This window comes from Pseudomonas cannabina (genome assembly GCF_900100365.1).
Lineage (GTDB): Bacteria > Pseudomonadota > Gammaproteobacteria > Pseudomonadales > Pseudomonadaceae > Aquipseudomonas > Aquipseudomonas cannabina.
In genome coordinates this window covers 2,245,876-2,267,065 of the sequence record NZ_FNKU01000001.1, presented here as the reverse complement: position 1 = coordinate 2,267,065, position 21,190 = coordinate 2,245,876, and the positions used below count along the sequence as shown (strand labels likewise).

Sequence of the window (21,190 nt, the reverse complement as noted above, 5' to 3'; positions counted from 1 at the left end):
GGAACCCTACCCTATGGCAGCCCTGAGCAGCGAGGTGAAGGCCTTCATCGTTCAGGCTCTTGCCTGCTTCGATACACCCTCACAGGTGGCAGAGGCCGTCAAGCGAGAATTCAACATCGAGGTGAGCCGTCAGCAGGTGGAGTCACACGACCCCACCAAGCGATGCAGTAAAACCCTGGCCAAGCGTTGGGTGGACATGTTCCACGACGCGCGAGAGAGGTTCCGCCACCAGACGATTGACATCCCCATTGCTAACCGGGCCTACAGGCTTCGGGCTATGGGGAGGATCATCGAGAAGGCCGAGAGCATGAAGAACCTGTCTCTCGCACTACAGGTGCTTGAGCAGGCGGCAAAGGAAACTGGCGACGCATACGTGAATCGTCGCGTAGAGCCTGATAAGTCGCTGGACGACGAGATCAAGCGCCTCAACATTCAAAAGCTTCAGCGCGAACTGGAAGACCCGGACAAGGGGCTCCCCGAGCCGAAACAAGTGATCATCGGGGTGGAAGATGCAACCGATCCTGATGCTGAATAAGCCTCAATTCGAGTTCATCAAAAGCCACAACAAGTTCATGGCCTTCGTCGGGGGCTACCGCAGCGGCAAGACCTTCGTTGGCTGTGTGCGGATGTGCATCAACGCGCTGGAGTTCCCCGGCATACCTCAGGGCTATTTCGCTCCGACCTACCCGCAGATCACTGACATCTTCTACGACACCCTGCCAGGGGTCGCTGAGGCGTTCGGTCTGTTCGCCGATATCGTTGCCAGCAACAAGCGCGTGTACCTGCGAGACAAGAAGGGTAGGTGCCTTTCGACGATTATCTGCAAGAGCATGGAGCACCCGCACCGCATCGTCGGCTTCAACATCGCGCACGCACTGGTCGACGAAATCGACTGTATGCCGATCAAAAAGGCAGACAGCGCCTGGAAGAAGATCATTGCGCGGATGTCCACGGTTTGGCCTGGCCGCGACATGAACACCATCGACGTGACCACAACGCCCGAGGGCTTCAACTGGGTCTATCGCAAGTTCGTCAAGGAGCTGGCATCCGATCCTACGCAACGCCAGTTTTACGGCATCGTGCACGCTTCCACGCGGCAGAACGCCAAGAACCTGCCAAAGGACTACATACCGTCACTGCGCAAGTCCTACCCGGCCAACCTGGTGGATGCATACATCGACGGCCTGTTCGTCAACCTGACGTCCGGCAGCGTGTATCCGAACTTCGACCGACGCCTATGCCACACGGACGAGACGATCCGCCCGGGCGAGCAGCTGCACATCGGCATGGACTTCAACATCAACCGGATGGCAGCAACGATTCACGTTATCCGCGACGGCCTGCCTCGACTGCTGGAGGAGGCGACATCACTGTTCGATACGCCGGCCATGATCATCGAGCTGAAGCGCCGATTCCCTGGCCACAGCATCACTGTCTATCCGGACGCCAGCGGCAAGAACCGCAAGTCGGTCAACGGCAGCGAATCAGATCACAGCCTGCTTCGGGCTGCGGGCTTCATGGTGATGGTCAACCCATCCAACCCCGAAGTGCGTGACCGGGTGCTGGCCGTGAACGCCATGCTCCTGAATGGCGAGGGTCAGCGCCGATACCGGATCAACACCGACAACTGCCCGATCACCACCCAGGTGCTCGAGCAGCAGGCCTATGACGACAAAGGCCAGCCCAACAAAGACGGCACTGAAGACCCAATCGACTCATTGGGATACTTCATTGTCCAGCGCTTCCCGATTGCGGGCGGCTACACACTCGCAAACGTGAGCGACTCATGAGCGCAATAAGCTACCTAAAGGACAGCCTGCAGAACCTCGTCGCTGGACTGGGTACTGCGCGCGACAAGGCTTCACACTCGCACTACATCGCCACTGAACTTGACGACCAGCAGCTGCTGAACGCCTTCCGCAGCTCATGGACAGCCCAGAAGGGCGTCACAATCCCTGCTGTGGACGCGTGTCGCAACTGGCGAGCCTGGCAGGCCTCCAAGAGTGAAATCGAGCTAATAGAGGCCGAAGAGGCCCGCCTGAACGTACAAGGCAAGATTCTTGAGGCCCTATTGAAGGCCCGTCTGTTCGGTGGTGCTGCTGTGTTCATCGGTACTGGTGAGCGGGACACGTCGTCTGCGCTGAACCCTGATCGCTTGGGTAAGGGTGGCATCAAGTACCTGACTGTGATGACTCGCCGTCAGCTTGCTGCCACTGAGATCGAACAGGACCCTCAGAGCGATCGATTCGGATGGCCCAAGGCTTACCGGCTGCCAGGCTCAACTGTAGAGATTCACCCATCTCGCTTGGTGATCTTCATCGGCGTGCGTCACCCCGATCCTGAGCTGGCCATGGGCACGGCTTTCGGCTGGGGCGACTCTGTGCTGCTGTCGGCCATGCCCGCGGTCAAGCACTACGACGAGACCGTAGCCAACGTCGTGAGCCTGGTCTACGAGGCCAAGATCGACGTCATCAACATCCCCAACCTGATGACCAGCCTGCAGGACAAGAATTACGAGAAGAACCTACTGGAGCGCCTGAGGCTGGCAGCGACCGCCAAGGGCATCAACGGAACACTGATCCTCGACGGCACCGAAACTCACTCGTCCAAATCTGCCAGCTTCGGCACCCTACCAGACGTGATCGCCAAGACCGAGCAGGGTGTCTGTGGCGCGTTCGATATCCCCGGTACGCGCATGTTCGGCCAGTCCTCGACCGGTCTGGGTGCCAACGGCGAAGAGAACACCCGCAACTACTACGACAATGTCGCATCGCGCCAGAAGCTGGAGATCAAGCCAGCAATGAGCGTGCTGGACGAGTGCCTGATTCGTTCCGCGCTGGGCAGCAGGCCAAAGGAAGTCCATTACGCCTGGTCGCCACTGTGGCAGGCCACGGCCAAGGACAAAGCCGACATCGGCAAGACAACGGCTGACACCATCAAGTCGCTGAAGGATTCCGGCCTGTTCCCGCCTGATGCCCTTTCCAAGGCCTCGGTGAACCTGTTGGTCGAGCTGAGCATCATGCCCGGTCTCGAAGCAGCCATTGATGAGTTCGGCGCAGGGCTGGATGAAGAGGACGAGGACATCGATCCTCTGGCTGATCCAGATCAGAAAGACCCGCCCATCTGAGGTATCCATGAAAATTACTGATTCAGTCGTACTCAGCGATACCTCGCTGAGTGAGTCCGGCTATCTGGAGGCATTTGCCCGGACAGCAAGAACAGGTATCCAGCAATACCTTGGCTCCGAGCTTGGCCGTCCCGATCTCGCCGTGGTGAATGTCTACCGCGACCAAGCTGACGTTTTCTCTAAGCGATCGCTGCAGACCTTCTCAAAGATACCTGTCACGAACGATCACCCGGGGCAGCCGGTTACCGCCGAGAACTGGAAAGACGTCGCCGTTGGCACCACGGGCGACGATGTTCTGCGTGACGGTGAGTACCTGAAGATCGGCATCAAGATCACTGATGCAAACGCAGTCAAGGCTGTGAACGACGGCAAGCGCGAGCTGAGCGTTGGTTACAGCTGCTCACTGGTATGGGAAGACGGTATCGCACCAGACGGTACGGCCTATCAGGCCAAGCAGACCGAAATCACGGCTGACCATGTTGCGATCGTGCAGCGCGGCCGGGCCGGAACGAAAGCGCGCATCGGCGACGCTTGGGGCGCAGCCCCGATCACTGACCACAAACCCACGAAGGAAAATCACATGACCCTGAAGACGGTTACCGTCGACGGCATCCCGGTTGAAGTAACCGACCAGGGCGCCATTGTCATTGCCACCCTGCAACAGCGCTTGGTCGATTCCGGCAAGCAGCTGACCGACAGCGCCGCCGCGCACCTTGCCGCTATTGCCTCGAAAGACACCGAACTGGCGAAGAAAGATGCCGAGATCGACGATCTGAAGGGCAAGCAGCTCAATGATTCGGACATCGACAAGCGCGTCACCGCGCGCGCTGATCTGATCAGCAAAGCCAAATCCATCGCCGACGCCGACTACACCGGTAAGACCGATGCCGACATTCGCAAGGCCGTCGTCGTCGCGAAATTGGGCGATGCTGCTGTAGTTGGCAAGGCAGACGCATATATCGACGCGCGCTTCGAGATCCTCGTCGAGGATGCCGCCAAAGATCCTGTGCGCAAGCATTTCCAGGCTCAGGACGGCAAGCCAAAGAACCCGAACGATAACGGCCAGCAGGCCTACGAGCAGCGTCTCAATGATGCTTGGAAAGGGGTGACCAACTGATGGCTATTCAATCCAGCTACAGCGCAAACATTCGCGCCGGACTGCCGGGCATGATTGTCGACATGATCCCCAAAACGCTGATCTCCCGCACCGTTCAGGCGGCCGCTGGCTTGGCGTTCGGTGTCCCGGTCATCCAAGGCACTGCCGACAAGGCTGGCCGCGCTTCGGCAGCAGGCGATACCGCGGCAAAGTTCGTCGGCATCAGCGTTCGTGACCGCTCAGTGAAAGCTGAGGGGAATGCCTACAGCCAATACGAATCGGCTCGCGTCATGACCAAGGGCGCGATCTGGGTCACTGCTTCTGTGCAGGTCGCAGCCGGTGATTCGGTCTACTTCGTTCCGGCGACAGGGCTGTGGACCAACGTCGCTACGGACAACGTGCTGGTAGCTGGTGCTCGTTTTGACACCAGTACCGCAGGCACCAATCAAATCGCTCAAGTCCGCCTGGGCTAAGGAGAACACATGCGCCACCTTCAACTTCTCGACGCTCAAGCGGCGTTGGGTTTCGTCACCTCGCAGACCTCGTACATCGAGCGTCAGGTGAACGAGGTTGTCTACCCAGACATCCAGTATCCCGGCCTCATCCCGGTAGACACGTCCGCTCCTGAATGGATCAAGAGCGTCACCTACTACTCTTCGGACAAGATTGGCAAGGCTGACTGGATCAACGGCAACTCCGACGACATCCCCCTTGCAAGCACTGAGCGCTCGAGGTTTGAGACCTCCGTGCATATGGCAGGTATCGGTTACGGCTACGGTCTGGAAGAGATCAGTCAGGCCCAGATTATGGGTATTGCACTGACCGCTGACGATGCGAACGCCGCTCGTCGTGCCTACGAAGAAATGGTCGACCGTGTAGCGCTGGCGGGCGACGCATCGAAAGGCTTCTCGGGACTTTTTAGCTTCCCGGGCGTTACTGCGGGCAGCGCAGTTACTGGCAACTGGTCGACTGCTTCTGCCGACCAGATCCTGGCCGACGTGAACACCTCGCTGACCGTGCAAGCGGCAGGAACGATGTTCACCGCATTCTCCGACACTCTTTTGCTGCCTTACAGCAAGTTCCTGCTGCTGGCAACGCGCAAGGTGAACGACCAAGGTCTGGAATCGATCCTGACCTATCTGCAAAAGAACAACGTTTACACAGCAACCACCGGTCGCCCTCTGCTGCTGAAAGGCCTGAACGGACTGGATGCCGCAGGCGCTGGCAACACCGCTCGCATGATCAGCTATCGCCGCGATCCAAGCGTGCTGAAAATGCACATTCCGATGCCGCATCGATTCCTGCCGGTGTATCAGGCTGGTCCGATTCGCTGGGAAGTTCCTGGCATCTTCCGTTTGGGTGGCGTTGACATCCGTCGCCCGGCCGAAGTCCGCTACACCGACGGCATCTAAGGGGGTCGCATGGCTCTGGTAAAAAACACGCACAGAAAGACCCCGATTGGCCTTCCTGACGGCTCTGTTGTTCCTCCGCGCGGCGAACTGGATGTCCCACATTGGGCTGACTACCGTGATCGCCAGAATCTGGCGTTCTACGTCGATACTGGTGTGCTCGTAGTTGAAGGCGACGACGAGCAGCCGCAACCGAGCAAGGAAGAGCTTCTGGCGCGCCTCAAAGCACTGGGTATCGAAGCCGGCAAGAACTCTGGCATCGAGACCCTGCAGAAGCGTCTGGCAGAAGCCGAGGACGCTGCTGAAAAGCAGAAGGTCATCGACGAGCTGACCGAACTGCAAGTCGAGTTCGACAAGGAAGCGAACCTGGAAGCCCTGCAGGCCGCACTGGCTGCAGCCAAAGCGTAACCCCCGCAAAACCCGGAGCGCACGTCGCTCCACCTATTTGAGAAATCCCGATGCCAGACAGTACTGCAATTGCCGAGCAGTGGAGAGCCGTGCCCGATTACGAGGGAATCTATGAGGTTTCCAGTCTTGGTCGCGTTCGCTCATTGCCTAGAGTGGTGGAATTTGGATCGTCCACTCGGCAATGCGGTGGCATCGTGTTGCGGCAGGGTACCAAGCCCGCCGGATACAAGTTCGTCATGCTTTATCGGGCCGCGGAACAAAAGTGCTCGAACGTCCATAGGCTGGTGGCTGGCGCATTTGTTAAAGGCTACTTCGATGGAGCTCAGGTCAATCACATTGATGGCGACAAGAGCAACAACGCAGCTGGCAATCTTGAGTGGTGTACTGGAAGCGAGAACTGCCTGCACAGCTACAGTACTGGCCTTCGTCCGCGTGGAGCCATAAAGCATCTGGCTCGATCTGGAGAGCGCAATAGCCAGTCAAAGCTGAGCGATCTACAAACCGAAGAGCTTCGCGCGATGCTGTCATCAGGCGTTTCGGGAGTAGAAGTGGCCAGAAGTTTCGGTATCAGCGCATCACTGGTCAGCGACATAAAAAATGGGCGGCGACGAGCCGTAAAGGTGGCATAAATGCCTGAATTCTACGGCTCAATATCAGAAGCAGACCAATACCATGAGGTCCGCGCGAACACCGCCTGGACTGGCGAAGACATGGCGAAGCAGGCCGCGCTGATCCGGGCATCGGTCTACATCGACGGCCGCTACCGGAAGCTTCTTGCGTCTGGCGTGTGGCAGTCATTGTTCCCCGGCGTGAAGACCGAGGGCAGAGGGCAAGCCAGGGAATGGCCGCGCACAGGCGCCTATGATTATGAAGGCAACCCAATACCAGCTGACCAGGTGCCCGTCGAGGTTGAGCAGGCTACTTACGAAGCCGCGCTGCGTGAGCTTGTCGATCCCGGCAGCCTCAGCCCTGACTTCGTCTCCGCCTCAATGGTCAAGCGCGAGAAGGTCGGGCCGCTTGAAACTGAGTTCGCCGTGTCGGTGGGCGCAGACGCCGCCAGCTCTGTCCGACCGGTGATCAGCGTCATCGACGAGATGATTGCACCGGTTCTGGCGGCTCGTTACACGCTGCCAGCGGTGTTTACGGTATGACGCCCGAGCAGATCATCCAAGCCATTGAAGGATTGGAGCCATCGATGCAGCAGGCCTATCTGGCACAGGTTGAGTCTGTTGTTGGCACCGTTACGGTAGCGGAAGTTGAGCGACTCATCACCGAAGAGGACGAGGATGGTCTTGTGGCGCTGCTGAGCTTGGGTGCGCTTTCCGTATTCCTGGAGCTGGCACGCTCAGCATTCCTCGCTGGTGCCAAGTTTGAAATCAAGGCGATCGTTATCCCACGTAATATCGGACGATTCGAGTTCGATGCGCGCGAGCCGGTCGCAGAGCGCTGGGTATCGGCGAAGGCCGAAGAGATCCGGGCCAAGTCAGAGATCGATGTGCGCGCAGCCATCCGAGAAGTGGTTGCCAGTCGCCGCAGGGTTTACCCGGTTGGCGGGACCCCTTCGCAGGTGGGTGTAGGTGTCGAGGTAACTGCCACTCCGATGGTACGCACTACTCGGCAGGCTGCTCTCGACCTTATTGGACGAAAAAGCGCACAAACCGGCGCGCGATCTGGCGGCGTTGTCGGCCTTCCTGGAAATTATGCGCAGTTCGTCATCAATGCTCGCGAGCAGTTGCTTGGCGGCAACCCTGATGAGATGCGCAAGTATCTGCAGCGCATCCGGCGTGACCGTCGCTTCGACGGCATCGTGAACCGCGCGATCAAGGCCGGAAAGCCGGTAGCCAAGGAAGACGTCGACAAGATCGCAGGGCGATACGCTGAGCGACTCATGAAGACCTATGCGGAGATGCTCGCCAAGGCCGAGGCGCTGGAGTCATTCGGGGCTGGCCGTGACCAGGTCTACGAGCAAATGATTGCCAAAGGCCTGGACCGGAATCTGGTCGAGAAAGAGTGGCGTGATCGTCGTGACAACAAGGTGCGACACGCACACGTTGTTCTTGGCGGCCAGGTGGTTCAGAAGGATCAGCCATTCCAAAGCCCTACCGGTGCATTGCTTCGATATCCGGGCGACTCATCGATGGGCGCTGGCTGGAGTGACCGAGCTGGGTGCCGGTGTTCAGCCATCTACCGAATAAGGCGCAAGTGATGCCAGATATCTACGATCGCGCAAAAGCCCTGGCCACTCGGATGCTTTCGCCGCGCAGCAAGGGCGGGAAGGGGCTTGAACTGGTTCTGCGCCGAGAAACTGTTGGCGATTACGACCCAGATGCACCTTCAGTTCCGACCGAATTGGTTGTGAATGGCTCTGGCTTTCGCGAAGAGTACGAAAGCAAGTATATCGACGGGACGCTGATCATCAGAGGCGACGTGAAGCTGCTTGTTTCTCCTGTGCAGCTCGACGGATCGGATATGCCCCTACCGCTGAGCAATGACCGAATCGGGTTCGACGGCACCACCTATACCGTTATTGCTGTCGGCCCATGGAATTACGCCGGCCTGGCGGTTGGCTACGAACTGCAGGTGCGCAAGTAATGGCCAATCACATGACCAGCCGCTACGGGGGCCAGGAGGGCAGCTTCGCTGAGACCCTTGCCGCGTTCTCCGAGAGCACCAAGGCAGTGATCGACGAGGTGTTTCGTTCAGTCGTAATCGAGATCGGCACGTCCGTTGTGGTCCTTTCACCGGTGGATACAGGGCGATTCAAGGGCAACTGGCAGCTCACCATTGACCAGCCTTCATCGCAAAGCCTGGATAAGTACGACAAGGCGGGCCACGAAACCATCGCTGAATTGGTCGCCCAAGCAAACCAGCTGGAGGCGGGGCAGGTAGCGTACATCGTGAACAACCTCGTCTACGGCATCCCGCTGGAGTACGGCCACTCGGATCAGGCTCCTGCGGGAATGGTGCAGATCACCCTGGCACGCTTCCAGCAGATCGTCGAAGAAGCCATCAGGAATACTCAGGCATGAGCCACAACATAATTTCGGCGGCCTTCGAGTCGCGCCTGCTGGCCTAGGCAAAGGCTCGCGCCAAACCGCTGAAAGTGGTCGTCGAAAACGAAACCTACAGCCCGGCGACAGGAGAGACGTACCTGCGGGCCTTCACGCTTCCAGCGGTGACCGGCAGCAATACGCTCAGCGGCGACCACCGGGTCTACGTCGGCGTGTTTCAGGTCAATATCATCACCGCGTCCGGTAAATACCGGACCGAAGCCAGCGGCATCGTGGACGAACTGGCGGCGCTGTTCGCCCTTAACCTGCGCATACCTCGGGCAGGGCTGGTTGCTCTGGTCATGACGCCCGTTGCACCAGGCCCCGGCATCCAAGACGAAAACGCATTCACCATACCGGCTTCCTTCCAGTACCGGTCCGACACCAACTGATTCGCCCGCTGGGCAAACTCAGAACCCGCCAGTGAGCGGGTTTTGTCATTTCTGCAAAGAGGAAAATTAAATGGGCTTCAGACTCCCCAACGGCGCAACCCTCCAGATCGCTTCCGCCTACGGCGCGGCCATCCCGGTGACGGCGCTGAGCAATGCAAACCCCGCGGTGGCGACTGCCGCTGCGCACGGCCTGAGTGACGGCGACATCATTGCCGTAACCTCCGGCTGGACTCGACTAAATGATCGCGCCGCACGCGTGGCGAACAGCCTGACTGGCACGTTCGCACTGGAGCGCATCAATACCCTGAATATCCAGCCTTACCCGGTAGGTTCGGGCGCTGGCTCGGTGCGCGAGGTGACAGCATTCACCGAAATCTCGCAGATCACCGATGTGGCCACAAGCGGCGGCGACCAGCAGTTTCTGACCTTCGGCTTCTTGGCCGACGATGACGATCGACAGCTGCCGACCACCAAGAACCCGATCAGCATGGCGGTGACGGTCGCAGACGACCCTGATCTGCCGTACGTGGCTGTGGTTGAGGCTGCCGACGAGGACAAGGTCGCGCGCGTATTGCGCCTGAACCTGCCAAACGGCGACAGCATCCTCTACAACGCGTACGTGACCATCACGTCCACCCCCGCCCTGTCCCGCAACAACCTGATGACCCGCGTCATCACGCTGTCTCTGGCAGGCCGCCCAACCCGTTACTCGGCAGTGGTGGCGTAACTCATGGCCAAGATCAAGATCGCTCACAACCCGACTTTCAAAGCGCCGGTGATGATCCCTCGCATCGGTGAGTCGCCGGTGAAGGTCGACTTCGAATTCAAGTACATGGACCGCAAGGCCCTGGCCGAGATGTTCGAGTCGTGGAACAAGGGCCGCAAGGACTTGAACGCCAAAACCAACGAAGACGGCATGACCTGGCAAGAAGTGACGGCGGCCGAGATCCTGCTGCAGGTTCAGCAGATCAAAGACGTGGTGACGGGCTGGGGCTTCGACGACAAGTTCAGCGACGAGTCAATCACTGCACTGGTCACCACCTGCGTCGGAGCGCCTCAGGCAGTCATCGAGGCATACCAGGGCGCGTACGATCCGGCCCGCCTGGGAAACTGAGGGCGGCGGCTCGGGCGCTGTACGAGCCTGGGCCGTCCGATCAGCAGCTTGCGGCCTTCGGGATGACCAAGGCCGACATCCCCGATGAGGAGGTCGAGGTATGGCCGGATGCATGGCGTGCCTTCCGACTGTTCGAGTCTCTGTCTACTCAGTGGCGCACAGGTCCGGGCGGCGCGTCCGGGCTTGATTACGCCGCCATCCCAGCAACCGCCCAGATGACCGGCATGAAACGCAGCGAACTGCCTGGCATCTTTTCCGACCTCCGCACGCTGGAAGTCGAAGCACTGCTCGTGATGAGCGAATCGAAATAACGGAGCGCTCATGACGAACATTGCTGAACTCGGCATCAAGGTTGATTCCAGCGATGCCGCACAAGCGACCACGGAACTGGACAAGCTCGCCGCAGCGGGCGGGCGGGCCGAGAAGGCAGCAGACGCGGTATCGGCAGGATTTGAAAAGGCGTCCGGCTCCGCGTCGGGACTGAATTCGGCCGAGAGCAAGCTCAACGAGACAACGGATCAGGCTATCGCACGCCTTACGGCAATGGCAAAGGCCTCTCTGGACTCCAGCGAGTACTACCAGCGACTGACCACCAGCGTCACCGCCAATACTGCTGCTGTGGACGGTTCCGCGTCTTCGGCAGAAAGCCTTGCAGCGCTTCGGCGTCGTCTTCAGGCTGAATCTGATGCGCTGGTAGGCTCCACTGACCAGCTGACCACATCCACCAAGCAGGCTGCCGCCGCTACTGGCGTCCAGGCTGAAGGATTGTCGGCGCTTCTCGGCAGGATCAACCCGGCCGTTGCCGCGCTCGACAAGTTGGACCAGCAGCAGGCCGAGCTTCAGAAGTACAAAAATTCGGGACTGATCGATGCCGAGACGTTCCGCGAATATTCCACGCGCATTGATGCCTCCCGGCAGAAGCTGGGCGAATTCAGTGACACTGTAAAAAGCACCGGCGTATCGACTGCCCAGACCCAGGCGGCGCTGCGCCAATTGCCCGCGCAGTTTTCGGACATCTTCACCAGCCTTGCCGGCGGGCAGAACCCACTGCTGGTTTTGATCCAGCAGGGCGGACAGATCAAGGACTCGTTCGGCGGTATCGGTCCGACGCTTGATGTTTTTGGCAACAAAGTAAAGTCGATTCTTGGGATTGGCGGCGGGATTGGGTCTCTTGGTGATGCCCTGCAAGCAGTTGGGAGCGGAGGCAAAGCCGCCGCAGAGGGGGCAGAAGCCGCAGGTGCTGGCATAGGTAGTCTCGCAGAGGGTGCTAATACGGCTGCTGATGCAGGCAAGAACGCAAAAGAAGCTGCTGATGCCTTGAGATCAGCGGCGCCCGCCACGGCTGCTGGTTTTGGCCTTATCCTTGGCGGCGTCGTTGCAACTACCGCGGCCCTAGTAGCTCTAGGTATCGCCTACAAGCAGGGAAGCTCAGAGACGACCGCCTACAATACTTCTCTTGCCATGACGGGTAACACCGCAGGGACAACGGCCGCCCAACTGAGCGTAATGGCGAAAGCCGTATCCGGATCAAACGGTACGATTCACGAAGCCTCTGCGAGCTTGGCGCAGCTCTCGGCATCGACGCGCATCCCGGTCACGTCCTTCGAGATGATTGCGAAAGCTGCGGCAAATTTCGAGGATGCTACCAACAAAGCCACGTCAGAAACTGTCTCAAACTTCGAGAAAATAGCCAAGGACCCTGTAAAGGCAACGCTCGCGCTTAATGACTCTCTCAACTTTCTTACTGCCAGCACATATGAGCAGATCACGTCGCTGGAGCGTCAGGGTAAAACCCAGGAAGCAGCTACTGTTGCGAGCACGGCTTACGCTGAATCACTGAACTCAGTATCCGCCAAGGTGAAAGCCAATCTCGGGACTATCGAATCCGCATGGAAGGACGTTGCGGACGGAGCAAAAGGTGCCTGGGATGCGATGCTCAACGTCGGCAGAGAGAAATCTTTCGCCGATAAAATGTCAGACCTTGAGCTCCGAATTGCTGATTTCAAAGCTCAGGGCGAATCAATTGGCGGATCGTTCGGCGCATCTTTGTCGAGCAATGCGATCGCCAAGTTGGAGGCAGAGAAGACGCAGCTGCTCATTGAAAAAGGAGAGCAAGACCGTCGAGCGGCCGCAAGAGGAGCGGCGCAAGAGTCCCAGCAGAAGGCTTTGTCTGCCGCAGAGCACATCGGCAAGGTGCGAGCGGAATTCCAGAGCAACGAACAAAAGCGAGAGAAGGAGATCGCTGATTACCGGAGGAATGTAGATGAGCTGAGGAAAAACAATTCCCAAAGCGCATTGCTTGATGAAAAGAAGATTGCTCAAGACATTCAGAACATCAAGGACAAATACAAGGATCCTAAAGCTGCATCGCCTGGAGCAGTTGACCTCACAGCATTTAACGCCGCACAAAACCAACTGAAGTCGATTACCGGTTATTACGACGGCGTCCAGAAGGAGCTGGAGGCATCGCAGAAAGCTGGGCTGGTATCTGCAGAGTCCTATGCCAGTCAGCGCGCGGCGATCATTGAGCAGCAGAAGGGGGATGTGACATCCGCCTATGAGGCAGAGATAGCGGCACTTGAGGCTGCGCGCGCAAAGGCTTCTACCAGCGCCGAGCAGCGCATCCAGCTTGATCAGAAGATCGCTGACGCTCGCACCTCTATGGTGGAGGCGCAGAAAAAGGCTGACAGCGAGCTTTCTGTTTTAGCCACCAGTGAGGCCGGTAGGCTCAAGAAGCAGGAGCTGGCTGTATCGACATACACCAGTGCACTTGAGCAGCAGGTCAAAACGCTGCGCCAGCAAGGGCAGCGCTCTGCGGCCACTCTCGGCATGGGTGATCGCCAGCGCGGACTGACGGACCAGCAGAACTCCGTAGATGACAGGATCAACCAGCAGAAGGTCGAGCTTGCCAACCAATACGGTGATGGCTCTCGGGGTATGAGCCTTGACGAGTACAACCTGAAACTGGCAGCGCTCAATAAGAACCAGCAGGATCTGCGCGACACGGTTCAGGCCAATTACGACGACATGACCACCGCCCAAAACGGCTGGAGTTCGGGAGCATCGTCTGCGTTTCAGGACTATCTAGAACAGGCCAGAGATGTCGCTGGACAAACAAAAACGCTATTCACGAATGCCTTTGACAGCATGGATGACTCTTTGGCGAATTTTGTAATATCGGGGAAATTTTCGTTTTCTGATTTCACAAAGTCCGTTTTGTCCGACATGGCTCGAATCGCAACGCGCCAGGCAAGTTCCGCTCTGCTCGGAAGCCTTTTCGGGGCAGCTACAAGCTACTTTGGCGGTGGAGCATCAGCAGCTACCTCCTTTGGTTCTACCGCGGGCTCTACAGCCGCTGGCTACAGCGATGCAGCTCTAAGCGGATGGTCTGGAATTGGACAGGCCAAAGGCGGGGCGTGGTCTGGCGGTGTGCAGATGTTCGCCAATGGTGGCGCATTCACCAACAGCATCGTCAGCAAGCCCACTGCATTTGGTATCGCTGGGGGTGGTTACGGTGTCATGGGTGAGGCAGGGGATGAGGCTATCATGCCTCTAACCAGAACCGCAGGCGGTCAGCTTGGCGTTCGCGCGCTGGGCGGCGGTGGCGGCTCCAGCAACACCTACAACTTCCCTGTCTCCGTCTCGGTGCAGACATCCGGTGAATCTGCTGGTGAATCTCAGCAGGTATCAACGGAGCTTGGCAAAGGCATACAGCGTGCAGCGAAAGTTGAGGCTGAAACGGCTATTGCCCGCGCGGTGCAGCCGGGCGGGTCAATCTGGCGGCTCACAAATGGCAGGCAGTAATGGCGATTGAAACCTTCACTTGGCCTACCCAGCACGGAGACGCGCCTGATATCAGTTATCGGGTGCGCACCTCCCAGTTTGGGGACGGCTATAAGCAGCAGGTCGGTGATGGCTTGAACAACAAGCTTGACTCCTACCCGGTCACGTTCAGCGGCAACCAGGAAAGGGTTTTGGCGATCATGGCATTCCTCGATAGGCATGCGGGTGCCAAGGCGTTTCTGTGGGCTACTCCCCTTGGCCAAGTAGGCCTGTTCACCTGCAAAAACCCAGTTCCAACCCCAATGGGCGGACGAATATTCAAACTGACGGCCACGTTCGAGCGGGCTTTTCATTCATAAGGATTGATCATGCCCCTGATTGCTGACATCCAGGCTCTTGAGCCTGGCAGTGAATTGCTGCTATTCGAGCTGGACGGATCGGACTATGGGGCGGAAGTGCTGCGCTTTCACGGGCACGCTATCCCACATAGCCCTGCCGAGCTGATCGCGGATGGCTTGAACGCTGACCAGATCCCTGCCAAGTCAATCTGGTGGCAGGGCAATGAATACAGCGCTTGGCCTATCCAGCTTGATGGCATAGAAGCCAATGGCGATGGCACGGCGGTGCGCCCGGTGTTCTCGGCCGGGAACGTCACGGGTCGCATCACTGCGCTGTGCCTGGCCTTCGAGGATCTTCTGGAATTCAAGCTGACCATGCGACACACGTTGGGCCAGTACCTGGATGCCCAGAATTTCCCCGGCGGCAATCCTGATGCGGATCCGTCGCAGGAGACGATTGAAGTCTGGTATCTGGACCAGAAAACCAATGAGGACGGCGAAACGGTCAGCTGGGAGTTGGCCAGCCCGGGAGACGTGGGCGGCGAATCGATTGGCCGGCAGATGACCACGCTTTGTCACTGGTGCCTCACCGGCGGATATCGCGGGCCAAACTGCGGCTACACCGGGCCATACGTCGACAAGGACGGGCAGCCCACCGATAACCCTGAACTTGATGTCTGCGATGCCACGTTGACGCGCGGCTGCACGCCGCGCTTCGGGGCTGGCAACGAAGTACCCTTTGGCGGTTTCCCCGCCGTATCCCTGATCGCGCGGAGCTGACCATGCTGAAATACATCCTGGCGGCCGTGCAGGCGCATGCGGCGGCTGAGTACCCGCGCGAGTGCTGCGGGCTGCTTCTGAGCGTTGGGCGAAAGCAGCAGTACTTTCCATGCTCCAACACTGCGACCGATCCGAACGAAGAGTTTCGCATCAGCCCCGAGGATTACGCCGCAGCAGAAGATGCGGGCACCGTGATCGGAGTTGTCCACTCGCACCCTGATGCGACCAGTCGACCTTCACCGCGAGACTTGGCGATGTGCGAAGCTACGGAGCTGCCCTGGCATATCTTGAGCTGGCCTGAGGGTGATTTGCGCACCATTGTGCCTACTGGCAACACGCCGCTTCTGAAGCGAGCGTTCGTGCACGGCGCTTGGGACTGTTGGCAGGTCTGCGCCGATTGGTACGCGCGCGAGTTCGGCCTGGAGTTCGAAGCATTCAAGCGCAAGGATGGCTGGTGGGAGAGTGCTGACGCGGAGAGCCTTTACGAAACCAATTACGAGGCGGCTGGCTTTTTCAGGGTTGATCAGCCGCAGCGCGGCGACATGATCGTGATGGAGGTCGGCCGGACGAAGCATCCGAACCACGCTGGCATCTATCTCGGCGCTGACGCTTCGCTGACAGGTGAAGAAAGCGGGGTATTCGGGACGGGTCCTTTCCTGTTGCATCACCTGTACGGAAGGCAGTCGGAGATCATCGTGTTCGGTGGCCCTTGGCTTGATCGAACGCGGCTGATCCTCAGGCACCTAAGACCAGCTGGTGTTTGAATGCCTTGGGCATGGGCCTCAATATATGCTGATCAAGTCCAGGCCAAAATACCTATGCAGAACCAAAAAAATTGATATTCTCGCGTTACACATGGAGAGTAATTTATGCGCGTTTTATTGATGTTCTTTGTTCTGGTTCTTTCTCTTTCAGGGTGCGCTTCAAAACCCACGCCTGAGCAGATCCAAAGCGCCGACTATGGCGCTTCGGTTTATCAAGCTGACGCAGAGAAAGCTGTTAAGAGCTTTTTCCAGGTTTACCTGAAAGACCCTGACTCGGCCAGATACAGTTTCGGCTCTGTGTATAGGGGCTATGTGGTTGGTAGCGTGTTTGAGGGTAGAAAGGTCGAGGGCGGCTATCTGCTTGAGGTTGCGGTAAACGCCAGAAATAGTTTTGGCGGTTACGTAGGCGCCAGAAATTACAGATTTTTGCTTAGGAACGACCGCTTAGTTGGTGGCTGGGATATGGGGACCAGCAACATCCCTGTGAAGATTCTGTAGTCACGAATTTCAGTAAAGTCGAATTAATTGCGTGCCGCCTACGGGCGGCTTTTTCATGCCCGGAGAAACCCCATGGCAGCCATTCAATACTCGCCTATGACCACGATCAAGCTGTCGGGATCGCTGGCCCGAAAGTTCGGCCGCGTCCATCGCAGGCAGATCGACTCAGGTCAGACCTGGGAGGTATTCAAGGCCCTCAAGGCAACTCTGGAAGGGTTTGCTGAAGAGATTCGCCGACTTGATCGGCTGGGCATGCGTTTCGCGATATTCCGCAACGGCCAGAACGTCGGAGAGGAAGGCTTCGGGCTTGGAGGTTCGCGCGAGGTCAGGGTGGTGCCGGTGTTGCAGGGTAGCAAGCGGGGAGGCCTGATACAGACTGTCCTTGGCGTTGTCCTGATTGCAGCAAGCTTCTTCGGAGCCCCCACGGCGCCCGCTGGTATTGCTTTGCTGGCTGGCGGCGTGATCCAAATGCTCAGCCCGCAAGCCGCAGGTGTCAAGCAGAGCGCAGCGCCAGAGAACCAGCCGTCGTACGCATTCGGCAGCGCCAAGAACACCACTGCCAGCGGCAACCCAGTGCCGATCTGCATCGGTGAGCGGCGCTGGGGTGGGGCGATCATCTCTGCATCAATCTACGCCGAAGACAAGACGTAATCACCACGAATCCAACAGGCCGCCCGAGAGGCGGTTTTTTTATGCCTGGAGAAAAGCATGGGCGCAGCACGCAAGATCGACATCCACGGCGAGAAAGGCGGCAGCGCCAGCCCAAAAGCGCCCACCGAAGCATCAGACAGCCTGCGCTCGACCAACCTGGCAAAGCTGCTGATCGCGGTTGGTGAGGGTGAATTCGAAGGCACCCCGACTGCTGCGGACATCTATCTCGACAACACGCCAATCAATGATGCGAGCGGCAACGTCAATTTCGAGAACGTGAAGTGGGAGTGGCGTACCGGGTCTGTGGACCAGTCATACATCCCGGGCATTCCATCAGTAGACAACGAGACAACCGTCAACGTTGAACTACGCAACGACTCGCCCTGGGTGCGCTCCATCACGAACACCCAGCTTTCAGCTGTGCGCGTGCGCCTGGCATGGCCCGTACTTCAGCAACAGGACGACGAGGGCAACGTCGGCGGCTATCGCATTGAGTACGCCATTGACGTGTCCACCGACGGGGGCAGCTATCAGCAGGTGCTGAGCGAAGCCGTGGACGGCAAGACTACCACCCGGTACGAGCGATCGCGCCGCATCGACTTGCCGGCCGCCACGTCCGGTTGGCAGATACGCGTACGCCGTCTGACACCAAACCAGAACACCAACAAGATTTCCGACGCGATGTTCATTGCCGGGCTGACAGAGGTCATCGACGCAAAGCTGCGCTATCCGAACACAGCGCTCCTTTACATCGAGTTCGACGCCGAGCAGTTCACAAACATCCCAGCCGTGACTGTGAAGTGCAAGGCCCGCAGATGGCAGGTGCCGAGCAACTACGACCCGGTCGCCCATACCTACTCAGGCGTATGGGACGGCACCATGAAGCTGGCGTGGACCAACAACCCGGCCTGGATCACTTTCGGCATCTGCACTGAGGATAGATTCGGCCTGGGTAAGCGCATCAAGCCGTGGATGGTTGACAAATGGGAGCTCTACCGGATTTCCCAGTACTGCGATCAGGCGGTACCGAACGGTGTCGGCGGCATGGAGCCGCGGTTCCTGTGCGACATAAATCTGCAAGGCAAGGCCGAAGCATGGTCCCTGCTGCGCGATATTGCCGGGATTTACCGGGGCATGACGTATTGGGCTCAAGGCCAACTGGTGATGCAGGCCGATATGCCGCGCGCTCAAGACTTCGACTACGTTTTCACGCGCGCAAACGTGATTGACGGGAAGTTCAGCTACGGCAGCGCCTCGGCAAAGACCCGGTACACTCGCGCAATCGTCAGCTACGACAATCCAGACAACAACTACGACACCGACGTCATACCTTATGCCGATCTGGATTTACAGCGTAGATACGGTGACAAGCCAACTGAGCTGACGGCCATTGGTTGCACTCGGGCATCTGAGGCACAGCGGCGCGGTAAATGGGTTGTGCTAAGCAACAGCCAGGATAGAACGGTCAGCTTCACGACCGGCCTTGAAGGCGCTATCCCGATGCCGGGCTACATCATCCCTATTGCGGACTCGCTTCTGGCTGGTCGCGAGATCGGTGGCCGTATAACTTCGGCTGCCGGCCGCGTTGTGACTCTAGATCGGGACACACTGGCGAAGTCTGGCGACCGACTGATCATCAACTTGCCCAGCGGTAAGGCAGAGGGGCGCACCGTCCAATCAGTAATGGGCAGAGCAGTCACTGTTACGACCTCTTACAGTGAGGAGCCAGCCCCCCAGCTGCAGTGGGCGCTCGATGCGGACGACCTGTCTATCCCGCTGTACCGGGTGTTGAGCACCAAGCGCAGCGCTGAAGGTCAGTACGCGATCACGGCGCTCCAGTACAACCCGAGCAAGTTCGCCTTCATTGATACCGGAGCTCGCCTGGAAGAGCGACCAATCAGTGTAATCCCGATCACCGTTGTCCCGTCGCCTGCCAGCGTTTCGCTGACGTCGACGACGGCTATCGCCCAGGGGCTGGCAGTTACAACAATGACCATCAGCTGGCCCGCCGTGGCCGGCGCGGTTGCCTATGACGTCGAATGGAGAAGGGACAGCGGCAACTGGATCAAGGTGCAGCGTACCGGCTCCACCAGCGTTGACATCACTGGCATCTATGCCGGCGCCTATCTCGCCCGCGTGCGTGCCGTCAGCGCGTATGACATTTCGTCGAGCTGGCGGAATTCGATGCTGACCCAGCTCAAGGGTAAAGAGGGCCTGCCGCCTGCCGTAACCTCACTGACAGCCACCTCGCTGATATTTGGGATCGCGCTCAAGTGGACTTTCCCACTTGGTGCGGAGGACACACAGCGCACGGAAATCTGGTACGGGCCGACGACCGACCTGGCCAAGGCCACGAAGCTCAGCGACCTGGCCTACCCGCAGTCGGAACACGTCATGCAGGGGCTGCTGGCGGGTGTGACGTTCTTTTTCTGGGCGCGGCTGGTGGATCGTACCGGCAATGTGGGTCCGTGGTATCCGACCGGCGTGGGTGTCATGGGGCAGACCAGCAGTAATGCTGGAGCGATCCTTGAAATGATTGCCGACCAGATTTCGGAGACGGAGCTGGCCAAGCAGCTGCTGGACCGGATCGACCTCATCGATGGCGACGGAGCTGGCTCAGTCAATGAGCGCCTGGAAGAGCTGAAGGCCAACATCGGAGAAATCACCGACGCGCTGGTCTACGTGCCCACCGATGCCTACGTGCGGGACAACACCGTGCGCGTGGGCGACAACCTCTGGACGGCCATTGCTGCGGTTCCTGCGGCTGCCGATGGCTCCAACGGTCCGCCGAACCCGGCGTACTGGGTGAACAGTGGTCAGTCGATCCGCACGGCCAACGCTCTGGCAGCCCAGGTAACGAAGAACACCGCAGACATCACCACGGTGGACGGCAAGACCAGCGTTACCGCCAGCCAGCTACAGGCGGTGCAGGCTCAGTACCGGGCTGACAGCGGAGAAGGCGATCTGCTGGACGCTATCAAGGGATGGGACAGCACTGCCAGTGTGGCACAGGAAGTGAAGGTCAGGACGGAGCAGGACTTTGCACTGGCGCAGCGCACGACGGTGCTGGATGCCCGAGTGGGCGGCGCTGAGTCGAAAATCAGCATCGTTGAAACTGCTCAAGCCACGGACAGGGAGGCTACCACCCAGCAGATCACTAACCTGACGGCGACGGTTACCACAAACCAGTCAACGGTTCAGGCTGCCATTCAGTCCGAGGCTACCGCCAGAGCGAGTGCCGACGGTGCGCTGTCCACAAAGCTGGACCAAGTGCAGGCTACGGCCAACGGCGCGAGCGCAGCCGTTCAGACGGTCAGCTCGGCCCAGGCGACCACGGACGGCAAGCTCACAGCGATGTACACCGTCAAATTGCAAGTCAACTCCAACGGCCAGTACGTCATGGCGGGGATAGGCGCAGGGATTGAGAACGTTGGCGGGGTGCTGCAGAGCCAGATCCTCATGACTGCCGACCGGTTCGCGCTGGTAAACACGCTGGCGGGCGGCGCGATATCGACTCCGTTCGTTGCCCAGAACGGGCAGCTGTTCCTCGGTCCGACCTTCATCATGGACGGCACGATCACCAACGCGAAAATCGGCAGCTTCATCAGCTCTACCGACTACGTGGCCGGGCAGCGTGGATGGATCTTGCGCAAGGATGGGACGCTAGAGATCAACGGATCAGGCGCTGCTGGCGGCAGGCTGGTGGTCACCAACCGATCGATACGCGTGTACGACGTCAACAACAACAAGCGCGTGCAGCTTGGAGATCTAAGCGAATGA

Annotated in this window: 22 protein-coding genes and 1 pseudogene; all 23 read left to right on the top strand. The window is 58.8% G+C overall.

The window, feature by feature from the left end; translation table 11 throughout:
- The first annotated feature begins 13 nt into the window (after positions 1–13).
- The 23 genes and pseudogenes from BLT55_RS10565 to BLT55_RS10455 all read left to right on the top strand — a co-directional run bounded on the left by BLT55_RS10565 (position 14) and on the right by BLT55_RS10455 (position 21,190).
- The gene (locus BLT55_RS10565) at positions 14–535 is read left to right on the top strand and encodes a DUF2280 domain-containing protein (protein ID WP_054999288.1); all 522 of its coding nucleotides are present in this window, start codon (positions 14–16) and stop codon (positions 533–535) included.
- The gene (locus BLT55_RS10560; protein WP_074800375.1) at positions 525–1,790 is read left to right on the top strand and encodes a terminase large subunit domain-containing protein; all 1,266 of its coding nucleotides are present in this window, start codon (positions 525–527) and stop codon (positions 1,788–1,790) included. The genes BLT55_RS10565 and BLT55_RS10560 overlap by 11 nt, the downstream gene beginning before the upstream one ends.
- Entirely contained in the window at positions 1,787–3,127 is a 1,341-nt protein-coding gene (locus BLT55_RS10555) for a DUF1073 domain-containing protein (RefSeq protein ID WP_054999290.1), read from the top strand. The genes BLT55_RS10560 and BLT55_RS10555 overlap by 4 nt, the downstream gene beginning before the upstream one ends.
- A 7-nt stretch (positions 3,128–3,134) precedes the next feature.
- Entirely contained in the window at positions 3,135–4,244 is a 1,110-nt protein-coding gene (locus BLT55_RS10550; protein WP_054999291.1) for a DUF2213 domain-containing protein, read from the top strand.
- Positions 4,244–4,696, top strand: coding sequence for a structural cement protein Gp24 (locus BLT55_RS10545; RefSeq protein ID WP_169790195.1), 453 nt, complete (start codon positions 4,244–4,246; stop codon positions 4,694–4,696). The genes BLT55_RS10550 and BLT55_RS10545 overlap by 1 nt, the downstream gene beginning before the upstream one ends.
- Positions 4,697–4,705: 9 nt before the next feature.
- The gene (locus BLT55_RS10540) at positions 4,706–5,635 is read left to right on the top strand and encodes a DUF2184 domain-containing protein (protein WP_054999292.1); all 930 of its coding nucleotides are present in this window, start codon (positions 4,706–4,708) and stop codon (positions 5,633–5,635) included.
- 9 nt (positions 5,636–5,644) lie between these two features.
- Positions 5,645–6,040, top strand: a complete 396-nt coding sequence (locus BLT55_RS10535) for a hypothetical protein (RefSeq protein ID WP_054999293.1) — start codon at positions 5,645–5,647, stop codon at positions 6,038–6,040.
- A 50-nt stretch (positions 6,041–6,090) separates the two neighbouring features.
- On the top strand, positions 6,091–6,669 hold the full coding sequence (locus tag BLT55_RS10530; protein WP_054999294.1) for an NUMOD4 domain-containing protein: 579 nt from the start codon (positions 6,091–6,093) through the stop codon (positions 6,667–6,669).
- Positions 6,670–7,191, top strand: a complete 522-nt coding sequence (locus tag BLT55_RS10525; RefSeq protein WP_054999295.1) for a DnaT-like ssDNA-binding protein — start codon at positions 6,670–6,672, stop codon at positions 7,189–7,191. It begins immediately after the preceding gene.
- Positions 7,188–8,246: a structural protein gene (locus BLT55_RS10520; RefSeq protein ID WP_054999296.1), complete on the top strand. Its 1,059-nt coding sequence runs from the start codon at positions 7,188–7,190 to the stop codon at positions 8,244–8,246. Before BLT55_RS10525 ends, BLT55_RS10520 begins: the two co-directional genes overlap by 4 nt.
- Positions 8,246–8,632, top strand: coding sequence for a hypothetical protein (locus BLT55_RS10515; protein WP_054999297.1), 387 nt, complete (start codon positions 8,246–8,248; stop codon positions 8,630–8,632). Before BLT55_RS10520 ends, BLT55_RS10515 begins: the two co-directional genes overlap by 1 nt.
- Positions 8,632–9,069: a hypothetical protein gene (locus tag BLT55_RS10510; protein ID WP_104442747.1), complete on the top strand. Its 438-nt coding sequence runs from the start codon at positions 8,632–8,634 to the stop codon at positions 9,067–9,069. Before BLT55_RS10515 ends, BLT55_RS10510 begins: the two co-directional genes overlap by 1 nt.
- Positions 9,066–9,482: pseudogene (locus BLT55_RS10505) on the top strand (phage tail terminator-like protein). Before BLT55_RS10510 ends, BLT55_RS10505 begins: the two are co-directional and overlap by 4 nt.
- Positions 9,483–9,552: 70 nt before the next feature.
- Positions 9,553–10,209 (top strand): phage tail protein, encoded by a 657-nt coding sequence (locus BLT55_RS10500; RefSeq protein ID WP_054999298.1) that lies wholly within the window; start codon positions 9,553–9,555, stop codon positions 10,207–10,209.
- Between the two features lie 3 nt (positions 10,210–10,212).
- The gene (locus BLT55_RS10495) at positions 10,213–10,596 is read left to right on the top strand and encodes a phage tail assembly chaperone (RefSeq protein WP_054999299.1); all 384 of its coding nucleotides are present in this window, start codon (positions 10,213–10,215) and stop codon (positions 10,594–10,596) included.
- Positions 10,597–10,658: 62 nt separating this feature from the next.
- Positions 10,659–10,907: a DUF1799 domain-containing protein gene (locus BLT55_RS10490; protein WP_054999300.1), complete on the top strand. Its 249-nt coding sequence runs from the start codon at positions 10,659–10,661 to the stop codon at positions 10,905–10,907.
- Between the two features lie 10 nt (positions 10,908–10,917).
- The gene (locus BLT55_RS10485) at positions 10,918–14,400 is read left to right on the top strand and encodes a phage tail tape measure protein (protein WP_054999301.1); all 3,483 of its coding nucleotides are present in this window, start codon (positions 10,918–10,920) and stop codon (positions 14,398–14,400) included.
- Complete coding sequence (locus BLT55_RS10480) at positions 14,400–14,738, top strand: phage tail protein (RefSeq protein ID WP_054999302.1); 339 nt, start codon at positions 14,400–14,402, stop codon at positions 14,736–14,738. The genes BLT55_RS10485 and BLT55_RS10480 overlap by 1 nt, the downstream gene beginning before the upstream one ends.
- 9 nt (positions 14,739–14,747) lie before the next feature.
- The gene (locus tag BLT55_RS10475; RefSeq protein ID WP_054999303.1) at positions 14,748–15,497 is read left to right on the top strand and encodes a phage minor tail protein L; all 750 of its coding nucleotides are present in this window, start codon (positions 14,748–14,750) and stop codon (positions 15,495–15,497) included.
- A gap of 2 nt (positions 15,498–15,499) precedes the next feature.
- Positions 15,500–16,261, top strand: a complete 762-nt coding sequence (locus BLT55_RS10470) for a C40 family peptidase (protein WP_054999304.1) — start codon at positions 15,500–15,502, stop codon at positions 16,259–16,261.
- A gap of 105 nt (positions 16,262–16,366) precedes the next feature.
- Positions 16,367–16,759: a hypothetical protein gene (locus BLT55_RS10465; RefSeq protein WP_054999305.1), complete on the top strand. Its 393-nt coding sequence runs from the start codon at positions 16,367–16,369 to the stop codon at positions 16,757–16,759.
- Between the two features lie 72 nt (positions 16,760–16,831).
- Positions 16,832–17,410, top strand: coding sequence for a tail assembly protein (locus BLT55_RS10460; protein ID WP_054999306.1), 579 nt, complete (start codon positions 16,832–16,834; stop codon positions 17,408–17,410).
- A gap of 57 nt (positions 17,411–17,467) precedes the next feature.
- Entirely contained in the window at positions 17,468–21,190 is a 3,723-nt protein-coding gene (locus BLT55_RS10455; protein ID WP_054999307.1) for a TipJ family phage tail tip protein, read from the top strand.

What these genes read in the sequence shown, in the direction of transcription:
- BLT55_RS10565 (WP_054999288.1), top strand. Translation starts at nt 14, where the DNA reads ATGGCAGCCCTGAGCAGCGAGGTGAAGGCCTTCATCGTTCAGGCTCTT.
- BLT55_RS10560 (WP_074800375.1), top strand. Translation starts at nt 525, where the DNA reads ATGCTGAATAAGCCTCAATTCGAGTTCATCAAAAGCCACAACAAGTTC.
- BLT55_RS10555 (WP_054999290.1), top strand. Translation starts at nt 1,787, where the DNA reads ATGAGCGCAATAAGCTACCTAAAGGACAGCCTGCAGAACCTCGTCGCT.
- BLT55_RS10550 (WP_054999291.1), top strand. Translation starts at nt 3,135, where the DNA reads ATGAAAATTACTGATTCAGTCGTACTCAGCGATACCTCGCTGAGTGAG.
- BLT55_RS10545 (WP_169790195.1), top strand. Translation starts at nt 4,244, where the DNA reads ATGGCTATTCAATCCAGCTACAGCGCAAACATTCGCGCCGGACTGCCG.
- BLT55_RS10540 (WP_054999292.1), top strand. Translation starts at nt 4,706, where the DNA reads ATGCGCCACCTTCAACTTCTCGACGCTCAAGCGGCGTTGGGTTTCGTC.
- BLT55_RS10535 (WP_054999293.1), top strand. Translation starts at nt 5,645, where the DNA reads ATGGCTCTGGTAAAAAACACGCACAGAAAGACCCCGATTGGCCTTCCT.
- BLT55_RS10530 (WP_054999294.1), top strand. Translation starts at nt 6,091, where the DNA reads ATGCCAGACAGTACTGCAATTGCCGAGCAGTGGAGAGCCGTGCCCGAT.
- BLT55_RS10525 (WP_054999295.1), top strand. Translation starts at nt 6,670, where the DNA reads ATGCCTGAATTCTACGGCTCAATATCAGAAGCAGACCAATACCATGAG.
- BLT55_RS10520 (WP_054999296.1), top strand. Translation starts at nt 7,188, where the DNA reads ATGACGCCCGAGCAGATCATCCAAGCCATTGAAGGATTGGAGCCATCG.
- BLT55_RS10515 (WP_054999297.1), top strand. Translation starts at nt 8,246, where the DNA reads ATGCCAGATATCTACGATCGCGCAAAAGCCCTGGCCACTCGGATGCTT.
- BLT55_RS10510 (WP_104442747.1), top strand. Translation starts at nt 8,632, where the DNA reads ATGGCCAATCACATGACCAGCCGCTACGGGGGCCAGGAGGGCAGCTTC.
- BLT55_RS10500 (WP_054999298.1), top strand. Translation starts at nt 9,553, where the DNA reads ATGGGCTTCAGACTCCCCAACGGCGCAACCCTCCAGATCGCTTCCGCC.
- BLT55_RS10495 (WP_054999299.1), top strand. Translation starts at nt 10,213, where the DNA reads ATGGCCAAGATCAAGATCGCTCACAACCCGACTTTCAAAGCGCCGGTG.
- BLT55_RS10490 (WP_054999300.1), top strand. Translation starts at nt 10,659, where the DNA reads ATGACCAAGGCCGACATCCCCGATGAGGAGGTCGAGGTATGGCCGGAT.
- BLT55_RS10485 (WP_054999301.1), top strand. Translation starts at nt 10,918, where the DNA reads ATGACGAACATTGCTGAACTCGGCATCAAGGTTGATTCCAGCGATGCC.
- BLT55_RS10480 (WP_054999302.1), top strand. Translation starts at nt 14,400, where the DNA reads ATGGCGATTGAAACCTTCACTTGGCCTACCCAGCACGGAGACGCGCCT.
- BLT55_RS10475 (WP_054999303.1), top strand. Translation starts at nt 14,748, where the DNA reads ATGCCCCTGATTGCTGACATCCAGGCTCTTGAGCCTGGCAGTGAATTG.
- BLT55_RS10470 (WP_054999304.1), top strand. Translation starts at nt 15,500, where the DNA reads ATGCTGAAATACATCCTGGCGGCCGTGCAGGCGCATGCGGCGGCTGAG.
- BLT55_RS10465 (WP_054999305.1), top strand. Translation starts at nt 16,367, where the DNA reads ATGCGCGTTTTATTGATGTTCTTTGTTCTGGTTCTTTCTCTTTCAGGG.
- BLT55_RS10460 (WP_054999306.1), top strand. Translation starts at nt 16,832, where the DNA reads ATGGCAGCCATTCAATACTCGCCTATGACCACGATCAAGCTGTCGGGA.
- BLT55_RS10455 (WP_054999307.1), top strand. Translation starts at nt 17,468, where the DNA reads ATGGGCGCAGCACGCAAGATCGACATCCACGGCGAGAAAGGCGGCAGC.